25 protein-coding genes and 1 pseudogene are annotated in these 25,792 nt (G+C 50.1%); 10 read left to right on the top strand and 16 right to left on the bottom strand.

Annotated elements, in window-relative coordinates; all coding sequences use genetic code 11:
- Positions 1–36: 36 nt before the first annotated feature.
- Positions 37–1,212: a mannose-6-phosphate isomerase gene (gene manA / locus D9734_RS17700; protein ID WP_130209335.1), complete on the bottom strand. Its 1,176-nt coding sequence runs from the start codon at positions 1,210–1,212 to the stop codon at positions 37–39.
- A 198-nt stretch (positions 1,213–1,410) separates the two neighbouring features.
- Here manA and fumB point away from each other — a divergent pair, with 198 nt between their 5' ends.
- Positions 1,411–3,057 (top strand): class I fumarate hydratase, encoded by a 1,647-nt coding sequence (fumB, locus tag D9734_RS17695; protein WP_130209333.1) that lies wholly within the window; start codon positions 1,411–1,413, stop codon positions 3,055–3,057.
- A 139-nt stretch (positions 3,058–3,196) separates the two neighbouring features.
- Positions 3,197–4,600, top strand: coding sequence for a class II fumarate hydratase (fumC, locus tag D9734_RS17690; RefSeq protein ID WP_130209331.1), 1,404 nt, complete (start codon positions 3,197–3,199; stop codon positions 4,598–4,600).
- Here the strand turns inward: fumC and tus are convergent.
- The 3 genes from tus to rstA form a co-directional block, all read right to left on the bottom strand.
- Positions 4,597–5,526, bottom strand: coding sequence for a DNA replication terminus site-binding protein (gene tus, locus D9734_RS17685; RefSeq protein ID WP_130209329.1), 930 nt, complete (start codon positions 5,524–5,526; stop codon positions 4,597–4,599). The genes fumC and tus overlap by 4 nt on opposite strands.
- Positions 5,527–5,600: 74 nt before the next feature.
- On the bottom strand, positions 5,601–6,902 hold the full coding sequence (gene rstB / locus D9734_RS17680) for a two-component system sensor histidine kinase RstB (protein WP_130209327.1): 1,302 nt from the start codon (positions 6,900–6,902) through the stop codon (positions 5,601–5,603).
- A 3-nt stretch (positions 6,903–6,905) separates the two neighbouring features.
- Positions 6,906–7,625, bottom strand: coding sequence for a two-component system response regulator RstA (gene rstA, locus D9734_RS17675; RefSeq protein ID WP_130209325.1), 720 nt, complete (start codon positions 7,623–7,625; stop codon positions 6,906–6,908).
- A 128-nt stretch (positions 7,626–7,753) separates the two neighbouring features.
- On the opposite strand from rstA, the gene D9734_RS17670 reads away from it, so the two are divergent.
- Positions 7,754–8,089, top strand: a complete 336-nt coding sequence (locus D9734_RS17670; RefSeq protein WP_130209323.1) for a GlpM family protein — start codon at positions 7,754–7,756, stop codon at positions 8,087–8,089.
- Here D9734_RS17670 and folM read toward each other — a convergent pair.
- The 3 genes from folM to ydgH all read right to left on the bottom strand — a co-directional run bounded on the left by folM (position 8,086) and on the right by ydgH (position 11,361).
- Entirely contained in the window at positions 8,086–8,808 is a 723-nt protein-coding gene (gene folM, locus D9734_RS17665; protein ID WP_130209321.1) for a dihydromonapterin reductase, read from the bottom strand. The genes D9734_RS17670 and folM overlap by 4 nt on opposite strands.
- 37 nt (positions 8,809–8,845) lie before the next feature.
- Positions 8,846–10,228 carry an amino acid permease gene (locus D9734_RS17660; RefSeq protein ID WP_130209319.1) on the bottom strand — a complete coding sequence of 461 codons (1,383 nt, stop codon included), beginning with the start codon at positions 10,226–10,228 and terminating at the stop codon, positions 8,846–8,848.
- A gap of 188 nt (positions 10,229–10,416) precedes the next feature.
- Positions 10,417–11,361: a DUF1471 family protein YdgH gene (gene ydgH, locus D9734_RS17655; protein WP_130209317.1), complete on the bottom strand. Its 945-nt coding sequence runs from the start codon at positions 11,359–11,361 to the stop codon at positions 10,417–10,419.
- 522 nt (positions 11,362–11,883) lie between these two features.
- On the opposite strand from ydgH, the gene pntA reads away from it, so the two are divergent.
- Positions 11,884–13,416: a Re/Si-specific NAD(P)(+) transhydrogenase subunit alpha gene (gene pntA, locus D9734_RS17650; RefSeq protein ID WP_130209315.1), complete on the top strand. Its 1,533-nt coding sequence runs from the start codon at positions 11,884–11,886 to the stop codon at positions 13,414–13,416.
- A 10-nt stretch (positions 13,417–13,426) separates the two neighbouring features.
- A complete protein-coding gene (pntB, locus tag D9734_RS17645) occupies positions 13,427–14,815 on the top strand; it encodes a Re/Si-specific NAD(P)(+) transhydrogenase subunit beta (protein ID WP_130209313.1) in 1,389 nt (462 codons plus the stop codon).
- A 24-nt stretch (positions 14,816–14,839) separates the two neighbouring features.
- On the opposite strand, the gene tqsA is transcribed toward pntB, so the two are convergent.
- Entirely contained in the window at positions 14,840–15,874 is a 1,035-nt protein-coding gene (gene tqsA, locus D9734_RS17640; RefSeq protein WP_130209311.1) for an AI-2 transporter TqsA, read from the bottom strand.
- 406 nt (positions 15,875–16,280) lie between these two features.
- Here tqsA and mdtJ point away from each other — a divergent pair, with 406 nt between their 5' ends.
- Positions 16,281–16,646 (top strand): multidrug/spermidine efflux SMR transporter subunit MdtJ, encoded by a 366-nt coding sequence (gene mdtJ, locus D9734_RS17630; protein WP_130209307.1) that lies wholly within the window; start codon positions 16,281–16,283, stop codon positions 16,644–16,646.
- Positions 16,633–16,962, top strand: a complete 330-nt coding sequence (gene mdtI / locus D9734_RS17625) for a multidrug/spermidine efflux SMR transporter subunit MdtI (protein ID WP_130209305.1) — start codon at positions 16,633–16,635, stop codon at positions 16,960–16,962. Before mdtJ ends, mdtI begins: the two co-directional genes overlap by 14 nt.
- Positions 16,963–17,000: 38 nt before the next feature.
- Here the strand turns inward: mdtI and D9734_RS17620 are convergent, their stop codons facing one another.
- The 4 genes from D9734_RS17620 to D9734_RS17605 all read right to left on the bottom strand — a co-directional run bounded on the left by D9734_RS17620 (position 17,001) and on the right by D9734_RS17605 (position 20,073).
- The gene (locus tag D9734_RS17620; protein ID WP_130209303.1) at positions 17,001–17,822 is read right to left on the bottom strand and encodes a serine protease; all 822 of its coding nucleotides are present in this window, start codon (positions 17,820–17,822) and stop codon (positions 17,001–17,003) included.
- Between the two features lie 99 nt (positions 17,823–17,921).
- On the bottom strand, positions 17,922–18,005 hold the full coding sequence (locus D9734_RS17615; RefSeq protein ID WP_000233091.1) for a hypothetical protein: 84 nt from the start codon (positions 18,003–18,005) through the stop codon (positions 17,922–17,924).
- Positions 18,006–18,097: 92 nt separating this feature from the next.
- A complete protein-coding gene (gene asr, locus D9734_RS17610; RefSeq protein ID WP_214678558.1) occupies positions 18,098–18,406 on the bottom strand; it encodes an acid resistance repetitive basic protein Asr in 309 nt (102 codons plus the stop codon).
- A gap of 413 nt (positions 18,407–18,819) precedes the next feature.
- Positions 18,820–20,073: an MFS transporter gene (locus D9734_RS17605; RefSeq protein WP_130209299.1), complete on the bottom strand. Its 1,254-nt coding sequence runs from the start codon at positions 20,071–20,073 to the stop codon at positions 18,820–18,822.
- Between the two features lie 106 nt (positions 20,074–20,179).
- Between D9734_RS17605 and D9734_RS17600 the strand changes: the two genes are divergently transcribed.
- The 3 genes from D9734_RS17600 (at position 20,180) to bioD (ending at position 23,249) form a co-directional block, all read left to right on the top strand.
- Complete coding sequence (locus D9734_RS17600; RefSeq protein ID WP_130209297.1) at positions 20,180–21,073, top strand: LysR family transcriptional regulator; 894 nt, start codon at positions 20,180–20,182, stop codon at positions 21,071–21,073.
- Positions 21,074–21,207: 134 nt separating this feature from the next.
- The gene (gene mlc, locus D9734_RS17595; RefSeq protein ID WP_130209295.1) at positions 21,208–22,428 is read left to right on the top strand and encodes a sugar metabolism global transcriptional regulator Mlc; all 1,221 of its coding nucleotides are present in this window, start codon (positions 21,208–21,210) and stop codon (positions 22,426–22,428) included.
- Between the two features lie 125 nt (positions 22,429–22,553).
- Complete coding sequence (gene bioD / locus D9734_RS17590; protein ID WP_130209293.1) at positions 22,554–23,249, top strand: dethiobiotin synthase; 696 nt, start codon at positions 22,554–22,556, stop codon at positions 23,247–23,249.
- On the opposite strand, the gene clcB is transcribed toward bioD, so the two are convergent.
- From clcB to D9734_RS17570, 4 genes and pseudogenes are all read right to left on the bottom strand, one after another.
- Positions 23,202–24,494, bottom strand: a complete 1,293-nt coding sequence (clcB, locus tag D9734_RS17585) for a voltage-gated ClC-type chloride channel ClcB (protein ID WP_130209291.1) — start codon at positions 24,492–24,494, stop codon at positions 23,202–23,204. The two genes, bioD and clcB, sit on opposite strands and share 48 nt — an antisense overlap.
- Positions 24,495–24,653: 159 nt before the next feature.
- Positions 24,654–25,268, bottom strand: a complete 615-nt coding sequence (gene dmsD / locus D9734_RS17580) for a Tat proofreading chaperone DmsD (RefSeq protein WP_130209289.1) — start codon at positions 25,266–25,268, stop codon at positions 24,654–24,656.
- A gap of 42 nt (positions 25,269–25,310) precedes the next feature.
- A pseudogene (locus D9734_RS23575) lies at positions 25,311–25,397 on the bottom strand (hypothetical protein); the annotation flags it as partial.
- Positions 25,398–25,449: 52 nt separating this feature from the next.
- Positions 25,450–25,755 carry a DUF1161 domain-containing protein gene (locus tag D9734_RS17570; RefSeq protein ID WP_130209367.1) on the bottom strand — a complete coding sequence of 102 codons (306 nt, stop codon included), beginning with the start codon at positions 25,753–25,755 and terminating at the stop codon, positions 25,450–25,452.
- Between the last annotated feature and the right edge of the window lie 37 nt (positions 25,756–25,792).

The following is a 25,792-nucleotide window of genomic DNA, read 5'->3' as shown; positions in this document are numbered from 1 at the left end:
AGCTTAGCAAGAGATGTTAATTTTTTCAGTAAGCTCTTACAGCTTGTTGTAAACACGGGCTAAACGGCCGTGGCCTTTGACAGTCACCGGTGACTCGTTGGCGGCAATAAACGCTGATTCACCCGGTTTAAGCTGTAACTGCTGAGAACCTTTACACAGCGTTGCATCGCCCTCGACGCAGAACAAAATGGCGGCACTTTGCTGGCTGATGGTGGTTTCTTCATCGCTAAGGTCATGCAGCGAGAAGGCAAAATCATCAACCGGAATCGGGAAGTCCAGCTCTGAGCCTTGTTTCACCGGCTCGGTCAACAACTGGTTGGCCGGTTTGGCTTCGAACTTCACGTTGGCAACCAGCTCTGGAATATCAATGTATTTAGGCGTCAGACCCGCACGCAGCACGTTATCGGAGTTCGCCATCACTTCTAGTGCCACGCCTTGCAGGTAAGCGTGCGGTGTTTCAGCGAACAGGAACATCGCTTCGCCAGGATTCAATTTCACCACATTCAGCAACAGCGGGGAGAACAGACCGCTGTCATCAGGGTAAAATTCAGAAATTAAACGAATCGTTTGCCACGGTTCGCCCTGCTGACTGTCGAGCGCCGATTTCAAAATCGCCAGCGCGCGGGATTTCTCTTCACCCTGCATATTTAAAAGGCTGGCAAACAGTTCGCTTAAACGTTCGGCATTGGGCTGCTGCAAAAAGTGAGCAATGGCCGGATGTGCGCCCGCGACTGGCTGAAGCAGGGAGACAATGTCGGAAAACTCACGAAATGCGTTCATCGCGAGGAAAGGGGTCAGGGCGAAAACCAGCTCAGGCTTGTGATTAGGATCTTTATAATTACGCTCGGCGGCATTCATCGGAATACCGGCCGCATTTTCTTTGGCAAAACCGATTTCAGAATTGCGTTTGTTCGGATGCACCTGAATGGAGAGCGGCTGGGCTGCGCATAATACTTTGAACAGGAAAGGCAACTCGCCAAAGCGTTTGGCAACGGCATCTCCCAGCAGAGTCGCTTTATCACTCTCAATCACATCACGCAGTGAAACGATATCTCCTGCGGCATCGTGCACACGTGAACTGCTCTTTGGATGCGCGCCCATCCACAACTCGGCCATCGGCTGGCTGGACGGATTTTCCATGCCATAAAGTTCAGTCAAGGCCGTTTTGCTGCCCCAGGCATAGTTTTGCACTGAGTTAATGAGTTTTTGCATGATCAATCCCTGTTTAGATGTGGAAATTAATCCCGCTATTAAAGCAAGAATCCTACGGGAAGTAACCTGGAGCCGCAAAAAGTCGTACTAGTCTCAGTTTTTGTTAAAAAAGTGTGTAGGATAATGTAACTCGCTTTTAACAGGGCAATGGAACACCCGCCCAAAGCATAACCAAACCAGGCAGTAAGTGAGAGAACAATGTCAAACAAACCCTTTCATTATCAGGCTCCTTTCCCACTCAAAAAAGATGATACCGAGTATTACCTGCTGACCAGCGAACATGTCAGCGTATCTGAATTTGAAGGACAGGAGATTTTGAAAGTTGCACCAGAAGCGTTAACTCTTCTGGCGCGTCAGGCGTTTCATGATGCGTCATTCATGCTGCGTCCGGCCCATCAACAGCAGGTAGCCGATATTTTGCGTGACCCGGAAGCCAGCGAAAACGACAAGTATGTGGCACTGCAATTCCTGCGAAACTCCGATATCGCCGCAAAAGGCGTTCTGCCAACCTGCCAGGACACCGGCACCGCGATTATCGTTGGTAAAAAAGGGCAGCGTGTATGGACCGGTGGTGGCGACGAAGCGGCGCTGGCGCGCGGTGTCTATAACACTTACATCGAAGATAACCTGCGCTACTCGCAAAACGCGCCGCTGGATATGTATAAAGAGGTGAATACCGGCACTAACTTGCCAGCGCAGATCGATCTTTATGCCGTTGATGGCGACGAGTACAAATTCCTCTGTATCGCCAAAGGTGGCGGTTCGGCAAACAAGACGTATCTCTATCAGGAAACCAAAGCGTTACTGACGCCGGGGAAACTGAAAAATTATCTGGTTGAGAAAATGCGCACACTGGGTACGGCGGCGTGTCCTCCGTATCATATTGCGTTCGTTATTGGCGGAACTTCTGCGGAAACTAACCTTAAAACGGTGAAACTGGCTTCCGCTAAATACTATGACGAACTGCCAACGGAAGGGAACGAGCACGGTCAGGCGTTCCGCGATGTGGAACTGGAAAACGAATTGCTGATTGAAGCGCAAAATCTCGGTCTGGGCGCGCAGTTTGGCGGGAAATATTTCGCCCATGACATTCGCGTTATTCGCCTGCCACGCCACGGCGCATCCTGCCCGATTGGTATGGGCGTCTCTTGTTCTGCTGACCGTAATATCAAAGCGAAGATTAACCGTCAGGGGATCTGGATCGAAAAACTGGAACATAATCCTGGCAAATACATCCCTGAAGAACTGCGTAAAGCGGGAGAAGGCGAAGCGGTACGCGTTGACCTTAACCGTCCAATGAAAGAGATCCTCGCACAGTTGTCGCAGTATCCCGTTTCTACACGCTTATCGCTTAACGGCACGATTATCGTCGGTCGTGATATCGCTCATGCCAAACTGAAAGAGCGGATGGATAACGGCGAAGGGCTGCCGCAGTATATTAAAGATCATCCAATTTACTACGCGGGTCCGGCCAAAACGCCGGAAGGTTATGCCTCCGGTTCTCTTGGCCCAACGACTGCCGGACGTATGGATTCTTACGTCGATCAACTGCAAGCGCAGGGCGGCAGCATGATCATGCTGGCGAAAGGTAACCGCAGCCAGCAGGTGACAGATGCCTGTAAAAAACATGGCGGTTTCTATCTCGGCAGTATCGGCGGTCCTGCGGCAGTGCTGGCGCAGGGGAGTATTAAAAGTCTGGAATGTGTTGAATATCCGGAACTGGGAATGGAAGCCATCTGGAAAATCGAAGTGGAAGATTTCCCGGCGTTTATCCTGGTGGATGATAAAGGAAATGACTTCTTCCAGCAGATACAACTCACGCAGTGTAGCCGCTGCGTGAAATAAGCAGAGCCGCCCTTCGGGGCGGCTTTTTTACATGGCACGAAATACCAAACATTTGTTATCAAATAGTAAATAATGAGTGAGCTAAAAGTTGCTTAACGTAAGCAAAGAAGAAAAAAATTAATCAGGTGAGGAGCAGGCCATGAAAACAGTACGCAGCGAAAAAGATTCGATGGGTGCGATCGATGTCCCGGCAGATAAGCTGTGGGGCGCACAAACTCAACGCTCGCTGGAGCATTTCCGCATTTCGACGGAGAAAATGCCAACCTCACTGATTCATGCGCTGGCGCTAACCAAGCGCGCAGCGGCAAAAGTTAATGAAGATTTAGGCTTGCTGTCTGAAGAGAAAGCGAGCGCCATTCGTCAGGCGGCGGATGAAGTGCTGGCGGGGCTGCATGATGATGAATTCCCACTGGGAATCTGGCAGACCGGTTCCGGCACGCAAAGTAATATGAACATGAACGAAGTGCTGGCCAATCGGGCGAGTGAACTGCTCGGCGGTGTGCGCGGGATGGAACGTAAAGTTCACCCTAACGACGATGTGAACAAAAGCCAGAGTTCCAATGATGTCTTTCCAACAGCAATGCACGTTGCGGCGCTGCTGGCGCTGCGTAAGCAACTCATTCCACAACTTAAAACCCTGACACAAACTCTGAATGAGAAATCCCGCGCGTATGCTGATATCGTCAAAATTGGTCGTACCCACTTGCAGGACGCTACGCCGCTGACCTTGGGGCAGGAGATTTCCGGCTGGGTAGCAATGCTTGAGCATAATCTCAAACATATCGAATACAGCCTGCCTCACGTAGCGGAACTGGCTCTGGGCGGTACAGCTGTGGGTACTGGACTAAACACCCATCCGGAATATGCCCGTCGCGTGGCGGACGAGCTTTCGGTCATTACCTGTGCGCCGTTTGTTACCGCACCGAACAAATTTGAAGCACTGGCGACCTGTGATGCGCTGGTTCAGGCGCACGGTGCGTTAAAAGGATTGGCGGCGTCACTGATGAAAATTGCCAATGACGTCCGCTGGCTGGCTTCTGGTCCACGTTGCGGCATTGGCGAAATCTCAATCCCGGAAAACGAGCCGGGTAGTTCAATCATGCCGGGAAAAGTGAACCCAACGCAGTGTGAAGCATTAACCATGCTTTGCTGCCAGGTGATGGGGAATGACGTGGCAATCAACATCGGCGGCGCTTCTGGTAACTTCGAACTGAACGTCTTCCGTCCGATGGTGATCCACAATTTCCTGCAATCGGTACGCTTGCTGGCAGATGGCATGGAAAGTTTTAACAAACACTGCGCGGTGGGAATAGAGCCGAATCGTGAGCGTATCAACCAATTACTCAATGAATCGCTGATGCTGGTGACCGCGCTAAACACCCATATTGGCTATGACAAAGCTGCGGAGATCGCCAAAAAAGCGCACAAAGAAGGGCTGACCTTAAAAGCTGCCGCCCTTGCGCTGGGCTATCTTAGCGAAGCCGAGTTTGATAGCTGGGTACGACCAGAACAGATGGTCGGCAGTATGAAAGCAGGGCGTTAATCTGCAACATACAGGTGCAGCCGTGGAATGATCAAACGAAGCGGCTGCGGCTGGGGTTTAAAACGATGCTGAACATTGTCGGCATCGTAATTTAACAGCTCACCAACGTCTGGCATGCCTGCGCCATTATCCCTATTTATCAGCGCGATAAGCGGTGTCGGGCAGGCGTGCTGAACTTGTTTTTGATCCCCCTTGTACCAGACACGGGCAATTGGCTGAACCTTCACCGGACGTTTGATTTTTAACTTCGCATCCTGTGGCAGGGCGGCAATATCCTGATACTCGCGTTCCAGTTTTCCCTGCCACTCCTCGCGCGTCCACGGTGCAACGCTACGTGGCGATTTCAGGCTCTTTTCCAACTGCGCCAGCACCTCATCACGATGCAAATTTTTAATGATATGTTTATTCGCCCAGCCAAAACGTAAAGTGGCGGGGTCGTGCAGAACGGTGAGCGTGCGATAAGCGTTAAGGGTAATCAGCCCCGGCAAATGACGATGTACCCATTCAAAACGCGCTGCCGTAGGCAGTTCTGACTCAACCGTGACGATATGCTCGAAAGTGGTTTTAAGTTGATTGATGCGCTGTATATGACTTGCCAGCGCCGTTTGTGAAAGATTATCGACCTGATAGCACAACACGCCAGGCAGACGAACAGCCGCCTTGCTGCTGCGATTTTCGGACTGTTGTTGAATAAACAAATGGCGGAAATGACGCAGTGCCAGCGCCTGCGCTTCTTTCCCGAGATGTTGCTTAACCTCAATGCGATTAAGCGGATTATGCTCATCCTCCTTTTTGACCTCCGGTAACGAGAACACGCGGGCAACCAGCAACTTGTGTTGTTCAAGTTCAGCGGCAAACGCTGCCAGTTCTTGTTCCATCTGGCGAAAAGTCGTATTGAGTCGGTCAACAAGATCGTAACGGGCCATAAAATTACCACTTTAGTTACAACATACTTTATTTATAGCACATTGACGACAACTTAACCACCGTGCGTTTGGTGTCAGGCAGAAGTAAATTGCGGGATGTTGTGCCACAGTGGCCAGCTGAACGAGAAGCGGGCGCCCCCCAGTTCGCTGGTGTCACAATTGACCGTGCCGCCCATTGCCAGAGCGATGGAGTGGACAATCGCCAGCCCCAGCCCACAGCCGCCAGTTGCACGGTCCCGGCTGGGATCGAGGCGAACAAAGGGTTCAAAGATATGCTCGCGATTTTCTGCCGCAATTCCCGGACCATCATCTTCAACAATCAATGTTGCTCTGTTTCCTGCCAGTAGCAGGCTGGTTTCAACGGTTGAATGGCAGTAGCGCAGGGCGTTGTTGAGTAAGTTATCCAGCACGCGCTCCATTAAGCGCATATCCAGTGCCGCGTAATTACCTGGCGTGATCGTTTTTATCCGTACCGTTTTGTCGGGGGTCACGGCCTGAATATCTTGCAGATGTGTTGACAGCCACAACGGCAGGTCTGGTTCGCTAAAATGCAGTTCATTTTGCGGGCGATCGAGCCGGGCATAAGTCAGCAGTTCTTCAATTAAGGCTTCCAGTTGACTGATATCGCGATTTAAGGCCTGGGACTCGGTGGCGTTCAGGTTGTCGCTCATCTCCAGCCGATAACGCAGGCGCACTAATGGTGTTCGCAGTTCATGGGCAATGCCATCAATAAGCTGCTTTTTACTGGCAATCAACGCGTTGATATTGTCCGCCATCTGGTTAAACGCCACGCCAAGTCGTTCAAAGCTTGAACCATCATCAAAGTGAATACGCTCATTGAGATGCCCATCGCCGAATCGTTGCGCCGCCGCTTCCAGTTTTAACATGTCTTTCCAGTGCGGACGCATCCAGATAAACACCGGAAAGGCGAGGGAGATGGCAATAAAGGCGATCAGCACGATATCCAGCAAACGCATTTGATGGAGGAAATAAAGATAAGGAACGGGACCCACGGCGAGAACGTAGTGGCTGCGCGGGATACGCTGTAAAAAGGTGTACTGATCATCCAGAGCAACAATCTCTCCGCCACGCAATCGGTGCATGGCGTTATTATCGAGATGATATTTACTCAGCGGCTCGACGCGCAGATCGAAAGAGAGATTTAAATCCATCTCCTTCAACGTTTTTCCCCAGTCGTGTGGAGGGATCTCGCGTAATTCGCTACGCATCAGATACAGCGAACTGTTCATCAAATCATCCAGCGACTGTTTGCCTGCACGTTCGGCGGTAAATTTGTACACCAGGCCAACCAGTAGAGACATCACCAGAAAGCAGACAAACAGCAAAAGATAAAACTGGATAAACAGTTTTTTCATCGTTTATTCCCACGCATGAGGCGCAAAAAGATAGCCTTTGTTACGCACGGTTTTAATGCGGTAGGGTTCGGCAGCGTTATCGAGCAGTTTTTTTCGTAACCGCGAAATAGCTACATCCACGCTACGATCCAGCCCGTCATAACTGACGCCGCGTAAATTCTTCAGCAGCGCATCGCGGTCCATAATTTGTCCGGCATGGGTGGCTAGTTCCCATAACAATTCAAAATCAGCCGTCGAGAGTGAAATCTCATGGTTAGCAAGTGTCACTACGCGGTTGATGGGGTCGATAGTTAACGTACCGAAATGCAATGGTTTGTAAGGTGTCAGAGATGTTTCCTGAATACCTTTGGTCAGCGTCGCCTGTTCGTTCTGACGCAAATGTAAACGTAAACGCGCCAACAGAACAGCGGGGGGCGTTGTTTTGAGAATATAGTCGCAGGCGCCCATTTCCAGCGCCAGAATGTGGTTCATATCGCTATCGAGAGAGGTCAGCAGAACAATCGGCCCGGACCATTTTGCGCGTAAATCGCGGCAGATGGACATTCCGTCTTTGCCTGGCAGCATGATATCAAGCAGCACCAGATCCGGATTTTCCCGCAGAATTGTCTCTTCGGCATGGTCGCCGCGCGGTTCCACGGTAACCTGCATATCATGCTTTGCCAGGTACGCGGCAATCAGTGAACCAACTTCTGTGTCATCTTCCACAAAAACGATAGTGTTCATATTATTCACGGCAGATATAAAAACGTCACAATACACCGCGCTGATTTTACTTACTATCAATCGTTTCTAAACAAGGTTGCATCGGGTATTCTACAGATGACTTGTTATGGAAGTGTTAAGGTAAAACAATGGGGCTGGTAATCAAAGCCGCGCTTGGTGCGCTGGTGGTGGTGTTGATTGGTGTATTAGCCAAAACGAAAAATTACTATATCGCCGGGCTGATCCCGCTTTTCCCGACTTTTGCGCTCATCGCGCATTATATTGTTGTCAGTGAACGTGGGATTGAAGCCTTACGCGCCACAATCGTTTTCAGTATGTGGTCGATTATTCCCTATTTTGTTTATCTGGCGTCGTTGTGGTATTTCACCGGAATCATGCGCTTGCCCGCTGCTTTTGTGGGTTCTGTTGCGTGCTGGGGGCTAAGCGCATGGGTGCTAATTATTTGCTGGATGAAACTGCATTAACGCAAATGACGACCGCCATCAAGCGGGAAACTGCGTCCGGTTACAAAGCAACTGGTGAGTAAGTAATCGACAAGATCGATAACTTCTTTCTCACCAGGCGCGGTTTTCATCAGTGATTTATTCAGCGCCTGTTGGCGATATTCGGCATCATCATGCTCGTTAAACAGGATCAGCGATGGTGCAATAGAATTCACTTTCACTTCCGGTGCCAGCTTGCGGGCAAATGAACGGGTCATATTATCCAGTGCCGCTTTGCTTGCAGCATAGGCAATATGTTTGTCGCTTCCGCGCTCCACCACATAATCGGTGAAGTGAATGATATCGCTGGCGGCGTGTCCGTGACCGCGTAGTAATCTTTCCAGCGCATGGTTGAGCAGGTAAGGGGTATTAACATGGATCTGCATCATGCAGGCCAGAACATCAGTCAGTGGCATACCTGGTTTTTCTGCCATCCACGCACTGGCGTTATGCAAAATGGCACGCAGGCCGTGGGTGGTTTTTAACACTTCATCGGCAAACGCCATCACGCCGTCGTTCGTTGAAAAATCAGCCTGAATACACTGCGCACCTGCATTAACCAGTCCATCAATGGCAGGATAGTGCGTCCGATAGCTGACAATCACCGGTTGCTTTTGATTAATGAAATGCCAGGCGAGAGCGAGGCCGATACGACGGCCTCCGCCAGTGATTAATATTGGCAAGGGCTGGGTTTTCCCCATCGTTAATCTCCTTTGCAAGCAAACGATGGGACGAAAGTTATCCCACCAGCATCCAGGTGGCCGGAACTGCGGCAATTAACAACATGCCAATCAGCACCATTTCCTGACGATTCAATACATTATCATGTGTATGCGTTTTACGCGCGTACAGGAAGACCAGTAGCCCTGGCGCATACAAAACGACGGACAACAACAGGTGCATTGGGCCTGAAGCGTATAATAACCATAAGCCATAAATGCAGGCACCGACACCTACCGCTTTATGCAGTGGACGAGTAGCGATTTTCAACAAGAACGCGCCAACCAGGAAATAGGGCACCAGAATCATCTCTGAGGCGATGGTTAGCAACGTGTTGTAATCAGAGCCGGTCAGCCAGATCAGCACCAGACAAATTTGCACGCAGATGTTGGTCAGCCACAGCGAGGCAGACGGTGCGGCTTGTGCATTCTGGCGCGCAAAAATACGCGGGAATGCCTTATGGGTCGCTGCCAGGAAGGGGACTTCTGCCGCCATAATGGTCCAGCTTAGATACGCGCCACAAACAGAAACGATCAATCCGGCAGCGATGATAATCTCGCCCCACGGCCCCATCATTTTCACCATCAGACCGGCCATAGACGGGTTACGAATCTCAGCCAGTTCAGGACGAGCAACCACCCCCAGCGAAAGCAGGGTGACCAATAAATAAACGCCCAGTGCAGAAAGCACCGCCAGAAGCGTTGCTTTGCCAACATCATGTTTATTCCGCGCCCGTGAAGAAACAACCACCGCACCTTCCACACCAATGAATACCCACAGTGTGATCAGCATGGTGTTTTTCACCTGTTCCCATACCGGCACGCCAAGCGCAAGGCCAGTAAAGTCGAGCTTGAAGGTGTCCAGTTTGAACATCATCATCGCCAGCACAATAAACAAACCAAGCGGCAATAATTTTGCCAATGTCGCCACCAGGTTAATGCTGGCGGCGGTTTGTACGCCGCGCAGGATCAAAAAGTGAACAATCCACAACAATGCCGATGCACCGACGATCGATTGCCAGGTGTTACCATCGCCAAACAGGCGTAGTTCCGGCGTATCGGTGAAGAAACTTAATGCGGAAAAGACGATAACCAGATAAGAGACGTTGGCGATAACCGCACATAGCCAGTATCCCCACGCGGAGCAGAAGCCGATTAACTCACCAAACCCTTCCCGTGCATAGGTAAAAATACCGCCGTCAAGGTCGGGACGAATGCGTGTCAGGATCAGCATGGCAAAGGCCAGCAATAAGATGCCAGCGCCAGTAATACCCCAGCCGATGAGCAATGCTGCCGGGCTGGCAACCGCCGCCATATTTTGCGGCAGACTGAAAACACCCGCGCCCAGCATTGAGCTTAATACCAGCGCGGTGAGTGCGCTCAGTCCCAGTTTCTTTTCCATCGATATCCAGTGTTTAAAACGTGTTCAGAAGAATAAATATTAGGGCAAAACGCATAAAAATGGTGAATGCCACTAAAGCGCGGGATTTTACGAAGAGAAGTGGCGGCATGCAATGGTTGCGGGAAAATTTGTAGCTAAAAATCTGAAAGGCGGCATAAAGCCGCCTTAATGTGATACTGAATAGTTATTTATTTATACAGGTCTGCACTGATGGTCAGGTTGTTACCACGTTCCTGCCACTGGCGGGTGATGTGGTAATACTTAGCACCTTTCTTCGCGGCACGTTTAGCAACCTGGTAGGAGACTTCGGTCATGTTGCCGTAGTTACCCGAGAACTTAATGCTATCGAACGGAACCATCATTGCTGCGGTCGCTTTGTTCAGTTCTTCTACTTTGGTGCCGTCAGGAAGCGTGACAGTGTAACGTCCGCCTTTTGAGGACTGAGTTTCAAAGAAACGACCAACTTCAGCACTTGGTGATGCAGTGGTGGCAACGCCCGGGATTTCAACTTTCTTCGCGGCTTCGCCACCTGCGGCCAGTGCCGCGCGACCAGCATCAGAATCCGCAGGGATCACATCCGGGCTCTGGACGATGCGTTTTTTAGCATCTTGTTTGTAGATGAACGCAGTAATACGCTGGTTGCCGCCCTGGTTGGCATCTATCTGGCGAACGATGTAGTAAGAGTAGGCACCTTTCGCTTTTGCTGCTTTGGTGATGGCATCGTTCACTTCCGGTTGGCTGCGGAAGAAGCCCTGGACGGTCACGGTGTCATACGGTTCGATCAAAACAGCCTGGTCTTTAGGCAGTTCAATAACGCCATTAAAAACGCGATTCTTATCAGCTTCTGCTTTTTCAGCATCGGCTTTATAAAGATCGGCAACTACACGCCAGTTACCGCTGTTACCGAAATCTGAAGTGTCGACAACATAAAAAGAGGCGGCGCCTTCTTTATCAGCGCGACGGGAAACGGCTTTAACCGCTTCACCAATGGCATTAAAACGACCGGTAACCACTACACGGTCAAAAGGTTTAACCGCTGCCGCTTGCTCCGGTGTCAGTTCTGTTGCTGCGTTAACGGAAAATGCCGTAGCAGAAAGCAGTGCCGACGCCAGGAGGGTGTTCTTAAGCTTCATAAAAATAATCCTTCGCCTTGCGCAAACCAGATACTGGTATTGTTATTAACGAGAAACGTGGCTGATTATTGCATTTAAAGTGTGTAACTGTCTGCGTGATTTTTTGATATCAGACTTCTTGATTTGATTTTAAATCTGATCGAATGAGCATCCGCGCTTAAAAAATAGCCACAATAACAGAAGAATGACTGAACTGGCTGAATTGTATAAGTTAATTTAATGTTAACCGGTGGCTGGCCTCGGTGAAATCTCATGTTTTACCTGATTATCAAAGACAATTATCGCCCATTATCCTGTGTTCTATGGTGTTTATCCCGCTATCAAGGCTGAATCGTTAATATTTTGCGAGTTCACGCCGAAATACTGATTTTTGACGCTAGATCACAGGCATTATTTTCAGTACGTTATAGGCGTTTGTTACTAATTTATTTTAACGGAGTAACATTTAGCTCGTACATGAGCGGCTTGTGTATCAAAAACACAGGCAAACCATCATCAATAAAACCGATGGAAGGGAATATCATGCGAATTGGCATACCAAGAGAACGGTTAACCAATGAAACCCGTATTGCAGCAACGCCGAAAACAGTGGAGCAGTTGCTGAAACTAGGTTTTACCGTCGCGGTAGAGAGCGGCGCAGGTCAACTGGCTAGTTTTGACGATAAAGCGTTTGTGCAAGCGGGCGCCGAAATTGTAGAAGGGAATAACGTCTGGCAGTCAGAGATCATTCTGAAGGTCAATGCGCCGTTAGATGATGAAATTGCGTTACTAAATCCGGGAACCACGCTGGTAAGCTTCATCTGGCCCGCGCAGAATCCGGAGTTAATGCAAAAACTCGCGGAGCGTAACGTAACCGTGATGGCGATGGACTCTGTACCACGTATCTCACGTGCTCAATCGCTTGATGCGTTAAGTTCGATGGCGAACATCGCTGGTTATCGCGCCATTGTTGAAGCGGCTCATGAGTTTGGGCGTTTCTTTACCGGGCAAATCACAGCAGCAGGTAAAGTGCCGCCAGCAAAAGTGATGGTGATTGGTGCGGGTGTTGCAGGTCTGGCCGCCATTGGCGCAGCAAACAGCCTCGGCGCAATTGTGCGTGCATTCGATACCCGCCCGGAAGTGAAAGAACAAGTTCAAAGTATGGGCGCGGAATTCCTCGAGCTGGATTTTAAAGAGGAAGCCGGTAGCGGCGATGGTTACGCCAAAGTGATGTCGGAAGCGTTCATCAAAGCAGAAATGGAACTCTTTGCCGCCCAGGCAAAAGAGGTCGATATCATTGTGACCACCGCGCTTATTCCAGGCAAACCAGCACCGAAACTGATTACCCGTGAAATGGTTGATTCTATGAAGTCGGGTAGTGTGATTGTCGACCTGGCAGCCCAAAACGGTGGTAACTGTGAATACACCGTGCCGGGTGAAATCTTCACCACGGAGAATGGTGTCAAAGTGATTGGCTACACCGATCTTCCTGGTCGCCTGCCGACGCAATCCTCACAGCTTTACGGCACCAACCTTGTCAATCTGCTGAAACTGTTGTGCAAAGAGAAAGACGGCAATATCACGGTTGATTTTGATGATGTGGTGATTCGCGGCGTGACCGTGCTCCGTTCTGGCGAAATTACCTGGCCGGCGCCGCCGATTCAGGTTTCTGTCCAACCGCAGGCAGCACAGAAGGCGGCACCTGATGTTAAAACCGAAGAAAAATGTGCCTGCTCACCGTGGCGTAAATATGCGCTGATGGCGCTGGCAATCATCCTTTTCGGCTGGTTGGCAAGCGTAGCACCGAAAGAATTCCTCGGGCACTTTACCGTTTTCGCGCTGGCCTGCGTCGTAGGTTATTACGTGGTGTGGAATGTCTCCCACGCGTTGCATACGCCGCTGATGTCGGTTACTAACGCGATTTCAGGGATTATTGTTGTCGGAGCTCTATTGCAGATTGGCCAGGGCGGCTGGGTTAGCTTCCTTAGTTTTATCGCGGTGCTTATCGCCAGCATTAATATTTTCGGTGGCTTTACCGTGACTCAGCGCATGCTGAAAATGTTTCGCAAAAACTAAGGGGTAACATATGTCTGGAGGATTAGTTACAGCTGCATACATTGTTGCCGCGATCCTGTTTATCTTCAGTCTGGCCGGGCTTTCTAAACATGAAACGTCTCGCCGTGGTAACAACTTCGGTATCGCCGGGATGGCGATTGCGTTAATTGCAACCATCTTCGGGCCGGATACTGGCAATGTTGGCTGGATCCTGGTTGCGATGGTCATTGGTGGCGCGATTGGTATCCGTCTGGCGAAGAAAGTCGAAATGACTGAAATGCCGGAACTGGTGGCGATCCTGCATAGCTTCGTGGGGCTGGCGGCGGTGCTGGTTGGCTTTAACAGCTATCTGCATCATGACGCGGGAATGGCACCGATTCTGGCCAACATTCACCTGACGGAAGTGTTCCTTGGCATCTTTATTGGTGCGGTAACCTTTACCGGTTCGGTTGTGGCGTTCGGTAAGCTGTGCGGAAAGATTTCGTCTAAACCGTTGATGCTGCCAAACCGCCATAAAATGAACCTGGCTGCATTGGTCGTTTCCTTCCTGCTGTTGATGGTGTTTGTTCGTACCGATAGTGTTGGCTTGCAGGTGCTGGCATTGCTGATAATGACCGCTATAGCGCTGGTCTTCGGTTGGCATTTAGTGGCTTCCATCGGTGGCGCTGATATGCCAGTGGTGGTGTCGATGCTGAACTCCTACTCCGGTTGGGCGGCGGCAGCGGCGGGCTTTATGCTCAGTAACGACCTGCTGATTGTGACCGGTGCGCTGGTCGGTTCGTCGGGCGCGATTCTTTCTTACATTATGTGTAAGGCGATGAACCGTTCCTTTATCAGCGTCATTGCGGGCGGTTTCGGCACTGATGGTTCCTCTACCGGTGATGATCAGGAAGTGGGCGAGCACCGCGAAATCACCGCAGAAGAGACGGCGGAGCTGCTGAAAAACTCGCATTCAGTAATCATTACTCCAGGGTATGGCATGGCGGTAGCGCAGGCACAGTATCCGGTCGCAGAAATCACCGAGAAACTGCGTGCGCGCGGTATCAATGTGCGCTTCGGGATTCACCCGGTTGCGGGGCGTTTGCCAGGGCATATGAACGTGTTGCTGGCGGAAGCGAAAGTACCGTATGACATCGTGCTGGAAATGGACGAAATCAACGATGACTTCGCTGATACCGATACCGTACTGGTGATTGGTGCCAACGATACGGTTAACCCGGCGGCACAGGACGATCCGAAGAGCCCGATTGCTGGCATGCCTGTTCTGGAAGTGTGGAAAGCGCAGAACGTGATTGTCTTTAAACGCTCGATGAACACCGGCTATGCTGGCGTGCAAAACCCGCTGTTCTTCAAGGAGAACACCCACATGCTGTTTGGTGACGCCAAAGCCAGCGTGGATGCAATCCTCAAAGCTCTGTAACCTCAACGGCCTCTACGGAGGCCGTCACTCTTTATTGAGATCGCTTAACAGAACGGCGATGCTTTGGCCTCCCGCCGTTTGCTCAAGTGCAATTTTGACAATAATCGTCAACGGCACAGAAAGCAGCATACCTACAGGTCCTAACAACCATCCCCAAAAAATTAATGACAAAAAAACCACCAGTGTGGAAAGTCCTAACCCGCGCCCCATAATGCGTGGTTCCAGAATATTGCCGAAGACCAAATTAATCAGCAGATATCCCGCCAGTACAAGTAACGCCTCGTAGAAACCATTAAACACCAGTACCTGAGCAATAGGGGGAATTGCTGCCAGAACTGAACCAATATTGGGTATGTAATTAAGCGCAAAGGCCAGCAATCCCCAGACAAAAGCAAAGCGAACATCCAGTGCAGCGAGCATCGCCCAGGCGACCAGTCCGGTGACGATGCTGATAGCCGTTTTTAGTACCAGGTAATGCGACACACTGTCAATCGCGCGCTGTATTGCCGCCATCCCTTCAACCGGACGCGCCATCATTTGCTGGAGTTTACCGGGTAGTTGTGGAACTTCGAGCAGCATAAACAACACCGTCAGCAACAATAAAAATATTGACGACATGGCATTAGATAACTGAGTCAGTAAGTTGGTGAGCAACGTCATTGCCGAGTTCGGATCAATGTAATGAGCCAGTTGGTCAACTGAGACATCAATACCCACGCGCTGTAATAAAGGTTCCAGAGCCTGCAGCGGTTTTATGATTGAGCTGCGATACTGTGGCAAAGTGCGGGTCAGTTCATTGAGTGTTGAACCGAGATAGGCCAGCATTAACACCATCGCCATCACGATAATGGTCATCAAAATTGACACCGCCAGTACGCGCGGCACTCGCCAGCGAACCATGCGTTGTACCAGAGGATTAAGTATTACCGCGATAAATAGCGAGAGGATAAAGGGGACGATGATATCGGCGGCAAACCGGATACCGCACAGAATAATGACCAGCATTCCCAACATTATGACGATTTTTAGACCATTGAGTGTGATGATCGGCTTTGCCATGCTTATCCCCGTATATTCTTCCTTCGCTAATAATATTTTATTTTTAGCGGCGGCATTATAACGAAAATCAAACCACTCAGGTAAAGAAATGAAAATGTTTTGAGTTAATTCTTAAGCTATGATACAAATCAGACGTGTTCAACTACCGAGGACAATTATCATCCGCGATGACGAGAAGCAACACTGCGGATAATTGTAATTTTATGGACAATTTGTTCAGGACGTTATTTTCTACATTTACCCATCTTCGTACCTCATCCACTATCTTGCTCGCAGGTGAGCAGCACTGGCGCAACGCGCTTTAGTCCTTTCTTCTGCCGAAGCTTGCGCTATGCGCTGGGCTTGACCTCTTTACTTTCGCTGAATTAAGCGAATATTAAAATAATTCTCTTGCAGGAGAAGGACGATGTATTTTTATTGGATTTTATTAGGTCTGGCTATTGCCACAGAAATTACCGGCACGTTATCTATGAAATGGGCTAGCGTCAGTGATGGAAACAGCGGGTTTATTTTAATGCTGGTGATGATTTCTCTGTCATATATACTTCTCTCTTTCGCCGTTAAAAAAATTGCGTTAGGCGTAGCCTATGCGCTGTGGGAAGGTATCGGTATTTTATTTATTACGCTGTTTAGCGTTCTGTTATTTGATGAAAGTTTATCGCTGATGAAAATTGTCGGGTTAACAACTCTGGTTGCCGGGATTGTCTTGATCAAATCGGGTACACGTAAAGTGCGTAAATCTACGCTGGAGCAGAATCATGGCTCAGTTTGAATGGATTCACGCCGCCTGGTTGGCACTGGCGATAGTGCTGGAAATTATTGCTAACGTCTTTTTGAAATTTTCTGATGGCTTTCGCCGTAAAGTCTATGGCTTGTTGTCGCTGGCGGCGGTACTTGCTGCTTTTAGTGCACTATCCCAGGCAGTGAAAGGGATCGACTTGTCAGTGGCGTATGCGCTGTGGGGTGGGTTTGGTATTGTCGCCACATTAGGAGCCGGTTGGGTCCTGTTTGGTCAGCGGTTAAACCGCAAAGGCTGGGTTGGTCTGGTCCTGTTGTTAGCCGGAATGATCATGGTGAAACTCGCCTGATGTTTATGCTGCCCGTATTTTCGGGCAGCATTTAAACGCTATTGCCGGGATAACTCTTCCAGTTTGTCGCGAAAGCCGGTAACAGAGATAGCCCGGTTATCAGCCCGCCAGCGATCCTTAGCCGCAGGCGCCGAACTTTGCACGCCAATCAACTGCCAGCCGTCATCAGTATGCAGCATTAGCGGCGAACCGCTGTCACCCGGTAGGGTATCGCACTGATGCGACATCACCGACGTTTGCGCCCAGCCAGTCACTTCGCAATTTTTATGACTGTACAACGTATCCAGGTGATCCTCGGGATAGCCTGCCTGGGTCACTTTACGACCTGCCGTTTTTAATGCGGCGGTGAGTGCTGCTTTGTCTCCCTCGAAAAGTGGTAAGGGTGTAATGCCAGAAGGCGGATTGCGCAGCACAATCAAACCAAAATCCCACGGCGCGGCAGCAGGCGGGACAATCCAGCCATCTCCATTAGCCTTTAACCGTTTACCTAATGTCGGATCAACGCGGCCTTCAATGTTGTGGATCTCATAGCGCCATAGCCCCTTATTCGACACAAAACGCAGCGCAATTGCTTTGTCTGGTTTGCCTTTTGGCGGCGTTAATAAACAGTGCCCCGCCGTTAATGCGAGATTGGGCGCAATCAGGGTGGCCGTGCAGAGATTTCCACTGGCAGTCTCCAGTTGCCCAACCGCATCCCACGGAGATTGGGTCGTGTTAATTACTGGCACTCGATCGTCATGACCGAAAAAAAGGGTGCTGACTTCATCATTAGCCGATTCAGGACTGTCAGGTTTATCTGCAAATACCAATGCAGATGTCAAACTAATTGCACCCAGTACTACAGCAATGGTTGTACGCATATCACACTCTGGTGGGTAATTATGATTATTAAAAGCAAACCCTCATAAATACTATAGCCGGGACGGGATTAAAGTGGGAGTGAAATCAGATAACTACGATCAGAAAAGATAAAAGCGAGTGGCAATCAATGCACATAAAATAAGGATGATAAGAATGAACTCAAAGCGATAACGGCCCACCATAGTACCCTCCGCTTAAGGCGGCGCTAAACGTTATCCGTCTAGCGCCGTAATTTTCAGGCGCGAGGGGGCGCGCCATTATTGCTGCTGAAAACTTAAGCTGCTGGTTGGGCAGCTGGTTTTGCAGGTTGCTGATGGCTGTGTTTCTTGGTGTGCTTTTTCGCGGCTTGTGCTTTTTGTTCCGGAGCTTTCTGTTCGGTTTTCGCTTTTTTATGATGCTTTTTAGCCGCCTGCGCTTTTTGGGCTGGTGCTGCTTTATGCTGTTTTTTATGATGCATGGTTTTTGCAGGTGCAGCTTTGGTGGCAGTAGTTGCAGGGGCAGGTGTGGTCGCAGTCTCTGCGGCAAAAGCGGCAGAAGAGAGACTCATCGCAGCGGCAACAACCAGAGCTAATACTTTTTTCATTGTCATACCCTCAATTTGGTTTTTTTATGCAACCCCACTACGGGGCCGATGTAATGACTATATCTCGGGTAATGAGAGGCTTCCGTGAGTGGTTGGTTTCGGCATGTAACGATATGTACAAAGTAAATTGGTAAATAATAACGCGATGTGACTTAAGGTAAATTCCCTACTAATATCAGTAGTCTTGATCGAGTTTACTATTTCTCTGTTCCCAAAACGGTAGAATTACTTTGCATCATCAATAAATGACACACAGTAAATGAATCCGCTAATTTGGGTATTTATTATCCTGATGACATTAGATGCGCTGCGGGAATTGGCTGGCGCTTCGTCTATTTTAGGATGGTTATTAACGTTGAGTTGAGCAGACAATAAGCCCGGGTGGGTATTTTACTCAGCCCGGGCTTATTTTTTCAGGCGTGCAATCGATGGTGCAAACGTGTACCCACTATAATCGCGACCACCAGCATCGACGCAATAAAGGCGCCAACGCCGTTCCAGCCGTAGTTATGCCAGAAGACCCCACCTAATGTTCCAGCAATGCTTGACCCCAGGTAGTAACTGAACAGATACAGCGAGGAAGCCTGGCCTTTGGCGCGTTTAGCACGGGGGCCAATCCAGCTGCTGGCGACCGAGTGAGCAGCAAAGAATCCGGCGGAGAAGAGCAACATCCCGGCAAAAATCAGCCATATCGAACTGAACAATGTCATTAACAGGCCAACAAGCATGACACCTGTCGAAGACAGCATCACCGGACCGCGTCCGAAGCGGGTGGTCATGGTTCCAGCTTTTGGTGAACTCCAGGTACCGGTCAAATAGGCCAGCGATAATAAACCCACCACCGCCTGGCTGACATGCCACGGGGAAAGCATCAAGCGATAGCCAATATAATTAAACAGGGTGACGAATGAGCCCATCAGCAAAAAACCTTCTGCGAATAATAAAGGCAATCCCTGGTCGCGCCAGTGCAGACGGAAGTTGATAAACAATGTTTTAGGGCGCAGTGAGGAAGGGCGGAAATGGCGAGATTCTGGAAGAATTTTCCAGAACATTAACGCCGAGGCCAGTGCGAAACAGCCAATCGCTGCCAGTGCAATTCGCCAGTTGAAGAAATCGGTGAAGACACCGCTAATTAAGCGTCCGCTCATGCCGCCAATCGAGTTACCGCTGATGTACAACCCCATCGAAAAGGCGACAAAACTCGGGTGGATCTCTTCGCTAAGGTAGGTCATGCCCACCGCAGCCACGCCGCTTAATGAAAGGCCAATCAAGGCGCGCATCACCAAAATGCCGTGCCAGCTGGTCATCATCGTCGAAAGTAACGTGCAGATGGAGGCCAATAACAGCGCCGTAACCATCACTGGTTTGCGACCAATGGCATCGGAAAGCGGGCCAGTAAACAGCAATCCGATAGCCAACATTGCCGTTGAAATTGACAGTGAAATACTACTGTTTGCGGGTGTTAAGCCAAACTCCTGTGAAAGAACCGGAAGGATAGGTTGCACACAATAGAGAAGTGCGAAGGTTGCCAGTCCGGCAGAAAAAAGCGCCAGGGTCACGCGCATAAATTGCGGCGTACCGCGTTTAATGAACAGGTTTGGCTGGGAAACGTTTTGCTTGTCAGTGGCGCTTGCCGGAGCGCCATCAACAGTTGTGGTACGACTCACTTGAAATCCTTACTAAATATGCGCGTTGTGTTAGCTCAGGAATAGAGTAGGAAAATCGAATTGTTATGTCTAATATATTAATAGTCTCAAATAATATGTATGAAATATGAATATCGAATTGCGTCACCTACGTTACTTCATCGCTGTTGCAGAAGAATTGCATTTTGGTCGAGCTGCTGCGCGCCTGAATATTTCTCAACCGCCACTAAGCCAACAGATTCAGGCGTTGGAGCAACAAATTGGCGCGCGCCTGCTGGCCAGGACCAATCGAAGCGTCGCGCTCACCGCTGCAGGCAAACAATTTCTTGCCGATAGTCGTCAAATTCTTTCTCTGGTAGACGATGCCGCCGCGCGAGCAGAACGACTGCATCAGGGGGAGGCGGGAGAGTTACGCATTGGTTTTACCTCATCGGCGCCATTCATTCGCGCAGTGTCAGATACCTTATCGTTATTTCGCCGCGAATTTCCTGATGTCCATTTGCAGACGCGCGAGATGAATACCCGCGAGCAAATTGCGCCCCTTATCGAAGGGACGCTCGATATGGGACTGTTACGCAATACTTTGCTGCCGGAGACGTTGAACCATGCGGTAATTGTGCATGAACCGCTTATGGCGATGATTCCGCACGATCATCCGTTAGCCGGTAAATCTGTAGTTACGTTGGCGGAACTGGCAAAAGAGCCGTTTGTTTTCTTTGATCCTCACGTTGGGACAGGGCTTTATGATGACATTCTGGGCCTGATGCGACGCTACAATCTTACACCGGTTATTACCCAGGAAGTGGGCGAGGCGATGACCATCATTGGCCTTGTGTCTGCCGGTTTGGGCGTTTCGATTTTGCCCGCCTCATTTAAGCGTGTTCAGCTTAATGAAATGCGTTGGATACCTATTGCTGAAGAAGATGCGGTTTCTGAAATGTGGTTGGTCTGGCCGACGCATCATGAACAAAGTCCGGCAGCGCGAAACTTTCGTATTCAGCTGCTGAATGCTCTCAGGTGAGGTAAAATTCAGCTAAAAAACCCGAAAAGTGTGCTGTTAATCACATGGCTAAGTAAAAATTTGACGGCACGCATTGAAGTGTTTCACCATAGCCTACAGATTATTTCGGAGCGCGAAAATATAGGGAGTATAAGGTGGTTGCAGAAAACCAGCCTGGACATATTGATCAAATAAAGCAGACCAACGCGGGTGCTGTTTATCGCCTGATTGATCAGCTTGGTCCCATTTCGCGTATCGACCTTTCCCGCATGGCGCAACTGGCTCCCGCCAGTATCACCAAAATTGTCCGCGAAATGCTAGAAGCGCATCTGGTGCAAGAGTTAGAAATTAAAGAAGGGGGAAACCGTGGCCGCCCTGCGGTGGGGTTGGTGGTGGAAACAGAAGCCTGGCATTATCTTTCTCTGCGCATCAGTCGTGGTTTAATTTTTCTTGCCCTGCGTGATTTAAGCAGCAAGCTGGTGGTGGAAGAGACACAGGAGCTGGCGCTTCAGGATGAATTGCCTTTGCTGGAACGTATCATTGCGCATATTGATCAGTTTTTTATCCGTCATCAGAAAAAACTCGAGCGCCTGACATCCATCGCCATTACTTTGCCGGGAATTATTGATACGGAAAATGGTATTGTGCACCGGATGCCGTTTTACGAGGATGTGAAAGAGATGCCGCTCGGCGAAGCGCTGGAGCAGCACACAGGTGTACCGGTTTACATTCAGCATGATATTAGTGCATGGACGATGGCCGAGGCATTATTTGGAGCCTCTCGCGGGGCGCGCGATGTGATTCAGGTGGTAATTGATCACAATGTTGGCGCGGGCGTGATTACCGACGGTCACTTGTTACATGCTGGAAGCAGTAGCCTGGTAGAAATTGGTCATACCCAGGTGGATCCGTATGGTAAACGCTGTTATTGCGGTAACCACGGTTGTCTGGAAACCATCGCCAGTGTGGACAGCATCCTCGAACTGGCGCAATTACGTCTTAATCAGTCAATGAGTTCGATGTTGCACGGGCAGCCTTTGAGCGTGGATTCATTATGCCATGCGGCGTTGCAGGGTGACTTGCTGGCAAAGGATATTATCACTGGCGTAGGCGCGCATGTTGGGCGTATTCTGGCCATCATGGTGAATTTATTTAACCCACAAAAAATACTGATTGGCTCGCCGTTAAGCAAAGCGGCAAATATTCTGTTCCCTGTGATTTCTGACAGCATCCGTCAGCAGGCGCTTCCTGCATACAGCCAGCATATTAGCGTTGAGAGCACTCAGTTCACCAATCAGGGGACAATGGCAGGGGCCGCGCTGGTAAAAGATGCGCTATATAATGGATCTTTGCTGATTCGTCTGTTGCAGGGTTAACATTTTTTAACTGTTCTACCAAAATTTGCGCTATCTCAAATTGAGTGCAGAAAGCATAACTTAGACTTTCCACGTTGAATTATTTTCCTGGCTTATATTAGTGAAGCATAACGGTGGAGTTAGTGATGCTGAAGCGTTTCTTTATAACAGGTACAGACACTTCTGTAGGGAAAACGGTGGTTTCCCGCGCATTGCTACAAGCGTTAGCCTCCCAGGGAAAAACAGTTGCGGGATACAAACCCGTAGCGAAGGGGAGCAAAGAGACACCTGAGGGGCTGCGTAACAAAGATGCCCTGGTGTTGCAGAGTGTTTCATCAATTGAACTGCCTTATGAAGCAGTCAATCCCATTGCGTTAAGCGAAGAAGAAAGTAGCGTGGCGCACAGTTGTCCAATCAATTACACGCTCATTTCAAATGGTCTGGCTAACCTGACTGACAAAGTTGATCATGTTGTCGTTGAGGGGACTGGCGGATGGCGTAGCCTGATGAATGATCTGCGTCCGCTCTCTGAATGGGTGGTCCAGGAGCAGCTACCAGTGTTGATGGTGGTGGGTATTCAGGAAGGCTGTATTAACCATGCGCTTCTGACCGCACAAGCGATTGCGAACGACGGTCTGCCGCTCATTGGCTGGGTGGCTAATCGTATTAACCCTGGGTTAGCGCATTATGCTGAAATCATTGATGTGCTGGGTAAAAAACTTCCGGCACCGCTCATTGGTGAACTGCCTTATCTGCCCCGAGCTGAACAGCGAGAACTGGGTCAATACATCCGCTTAGCCATGCTGCGTAGTGTGCTGTCGGTAGATAGAGTCAGGGTGTAAGGTCCGCGACATTACCGACGCGATCACGCAGGCAATCAATAAACCGGGGAGTAGCTGATACTCCCCGGTCATTTCACATATCATCAATGTCGACATAATTGGCGCATGCGTGGTCGCAGCCAGCAGAGTTGCCATCCCTGTTAGTCCGAGTAAAAGCGTCATTTCTTCGCCGCCTGGAAGCCATAACCCCAGGTTACGTCCATACAGCATGCCAATTGCAAGCCCGATAAATAGCGTTGGCGTAAACACGCCGCCAGGCGCGCCGGAACCGCTACTGGCCAGCACGGCAAAAAGTTTGCAGATGAAGATCGCAGCAATGACCGTAAACAGTGGTGGGGTGGTTAAAAAGGATTGCACCGTACTATAACCATTGCCCCATACGGCAGGCGTGAGCAGGGAAAGCAGGCCGACGATCACCCCCCCTAACGCCAACTGCCAGGGCGGCGTCAGTTTTAGGTGAACAAAACCTTGATGACTGGCGCTCATCATTTTCAACAGTAATGGTCCGCAAAGACCAGCCAGTACGCCGGTACTGATAATTAGCGCATAGTCCCGCACATGCAGCGTCACCTCGAACTGAACGCTGTAGAGCAATGCATCGCTGTGATTAATAAGATTGCTGACAAGCAATGCCACCACGGCTGAAATCACCACTGGGCCAAGAGAGGCAAGCATCATGGTGCCAAACAGCACTTCGGCAATAAATAAACTCCCGGCAAGCGGTGCGCGATAGGCTGCAGCCATGCCTGCCGCAGCACCGCAGGCAATCCATAATTTCCACTCTTCACGCGGCGTAAAACGTTGGGCAAACCAGCATGCAGCAAGAGCCGCCAGCAGAATCATCGCCCCTTCACGGCCAATTGCGCTACCGCTTGTCACCACCAGCAGAGAGGCAAGTGATTTTACCAGGCTTGCTGCGTAATCGAACTGCCCCTCGCTCTGCAACGCTTCCATATAATCGGTCGGCGCATGGGGTCGTTGCTGCGTAACTCTCTGCCAACCCATGAGCAATAAACCTGCCGCCAGACCACCGAGCGCAGGAGTTAACAAGCGTCGCCACGGAGAAAGGTTTGTCGCAGCATTGACCAGACTCCCGGAATCATTGCTCAGGAACAACCACTCCAGCAACAGCATGGCATGACGGAATCCGGCAACGGCAAACGCCGCGAGAATACCGATTATCGTTGCGATAAGCAGACGACGGAACATGGTGCGCAGATCCGGGTAAAGGTGTAGATGATGCATGAGTAGAAATGGCAATTTAAACACGGGCATCTATTTTGCGGGAAAAGACGTCAGGCGCAAAAGCTGTGCGTGCTTTAAGTAGGGAAATGGTGTGACACTGTAACTTATTAAATATCGGATGGCGCGATATTGCCGCCATCCGGTGATGCTACGGTAACCTTAACGAAACAGTGGCTTAACTGCGACGGGAATCAGCAATTGTGACTGCCATTCAGCCAGCGTTAAGCGAGCCAGTTCACCAAGCGTGCGGTAAAAAGGGTGTTCTGCTTTTTCGATAAACACCTCGAGAAAGCGCGTCGACCACGGTAAAAGATGCCACGCCAGCAACTCTTCGCACTCTGTCTGACGACCGTTCTCCGCCAGCCAGGCCACCATCAGTAGCAAGGAGCCAAAATGATCTTCGGGTTCGTTTTGCTTCATCTCAAACTGAATGCCTTTTTCGCGCATCCATTGACGAAGTGCCAACGTTGAATCGCCAAACAGTACCGATTCACGATCCAACCAGACCGATCCCCACGGCGGGGACGGCAACGCCCACGGGCCAACGAATAAACGCTGCCAGGCCTGTGTACGCGACTCTTCACTCTGTTGCTGAAAAGCCGTTACCAGCGGCACTAAAGAAGTTTGCGGCAGAGGCCACTGAGTTTCCCAGCCATCGCTGGTCATTGCAGAAACCAGAGGCGCGGCTTCCTCGCTTTCTGGGGCGTAATAAAACAGCGCCCCCAGCACACGCGCCGCGACAGAAAAATTATCTTGTTGTGAAAAATGCGTCATTCTTATCATCCTGAAACGTGCGGCTTGCCCCGCACCAAGTTGTTAACCTGCGACGGCCATTCCTACCGTCATATGCAGGCCATAAAATCGCGCTCGCCCGATCATCTCACCGCCCGGTATGAGACACAAGCACGTTGCAGTATGTAGACCTGATAAGACGCGCCAGCGTCCATCATACTTTTTACTGCGGTTCGGCAGGCGCGCCATCTTGAGTCGGTTGTGCAGGGGCAGAATTGTTACCGCTGGTGGTGCGGTCATAGAGAATTTTATGAGTATCATTGGCACAATGGCCAACCACCCTGGTGTCAGGTTGATCGATCTGATCATTTGGCACAATACTTAAAGTAAAGCTACTTTCTGGCACACCGTTATTGATAATACGCTGTGAAATATCGCTCTTTATCCGTTCACAAGAATCTGGCGCGGCCAGCACGGCGGGTGAGGCAATTGCGAGCAGTAGCGCGGCGCAATAAGTTGAGATTTTCATCATTGGCTCCTTAAATGAATATTACTCACTAAGCATA

Source organism: Escherichia sp. E14S1, from assembly GCF_004211995.1.
GTDB lineage: Bacteria > Pseudomonadota > Gammaproteobacteria > Enterobacterales > Enterobacteriaceae > Escherichia.
The sequence above is the reverse complement of the archived record's forward strand: the minus strand, read 5'-3'. Positions and strand labels throughout refer to the sequence as shown.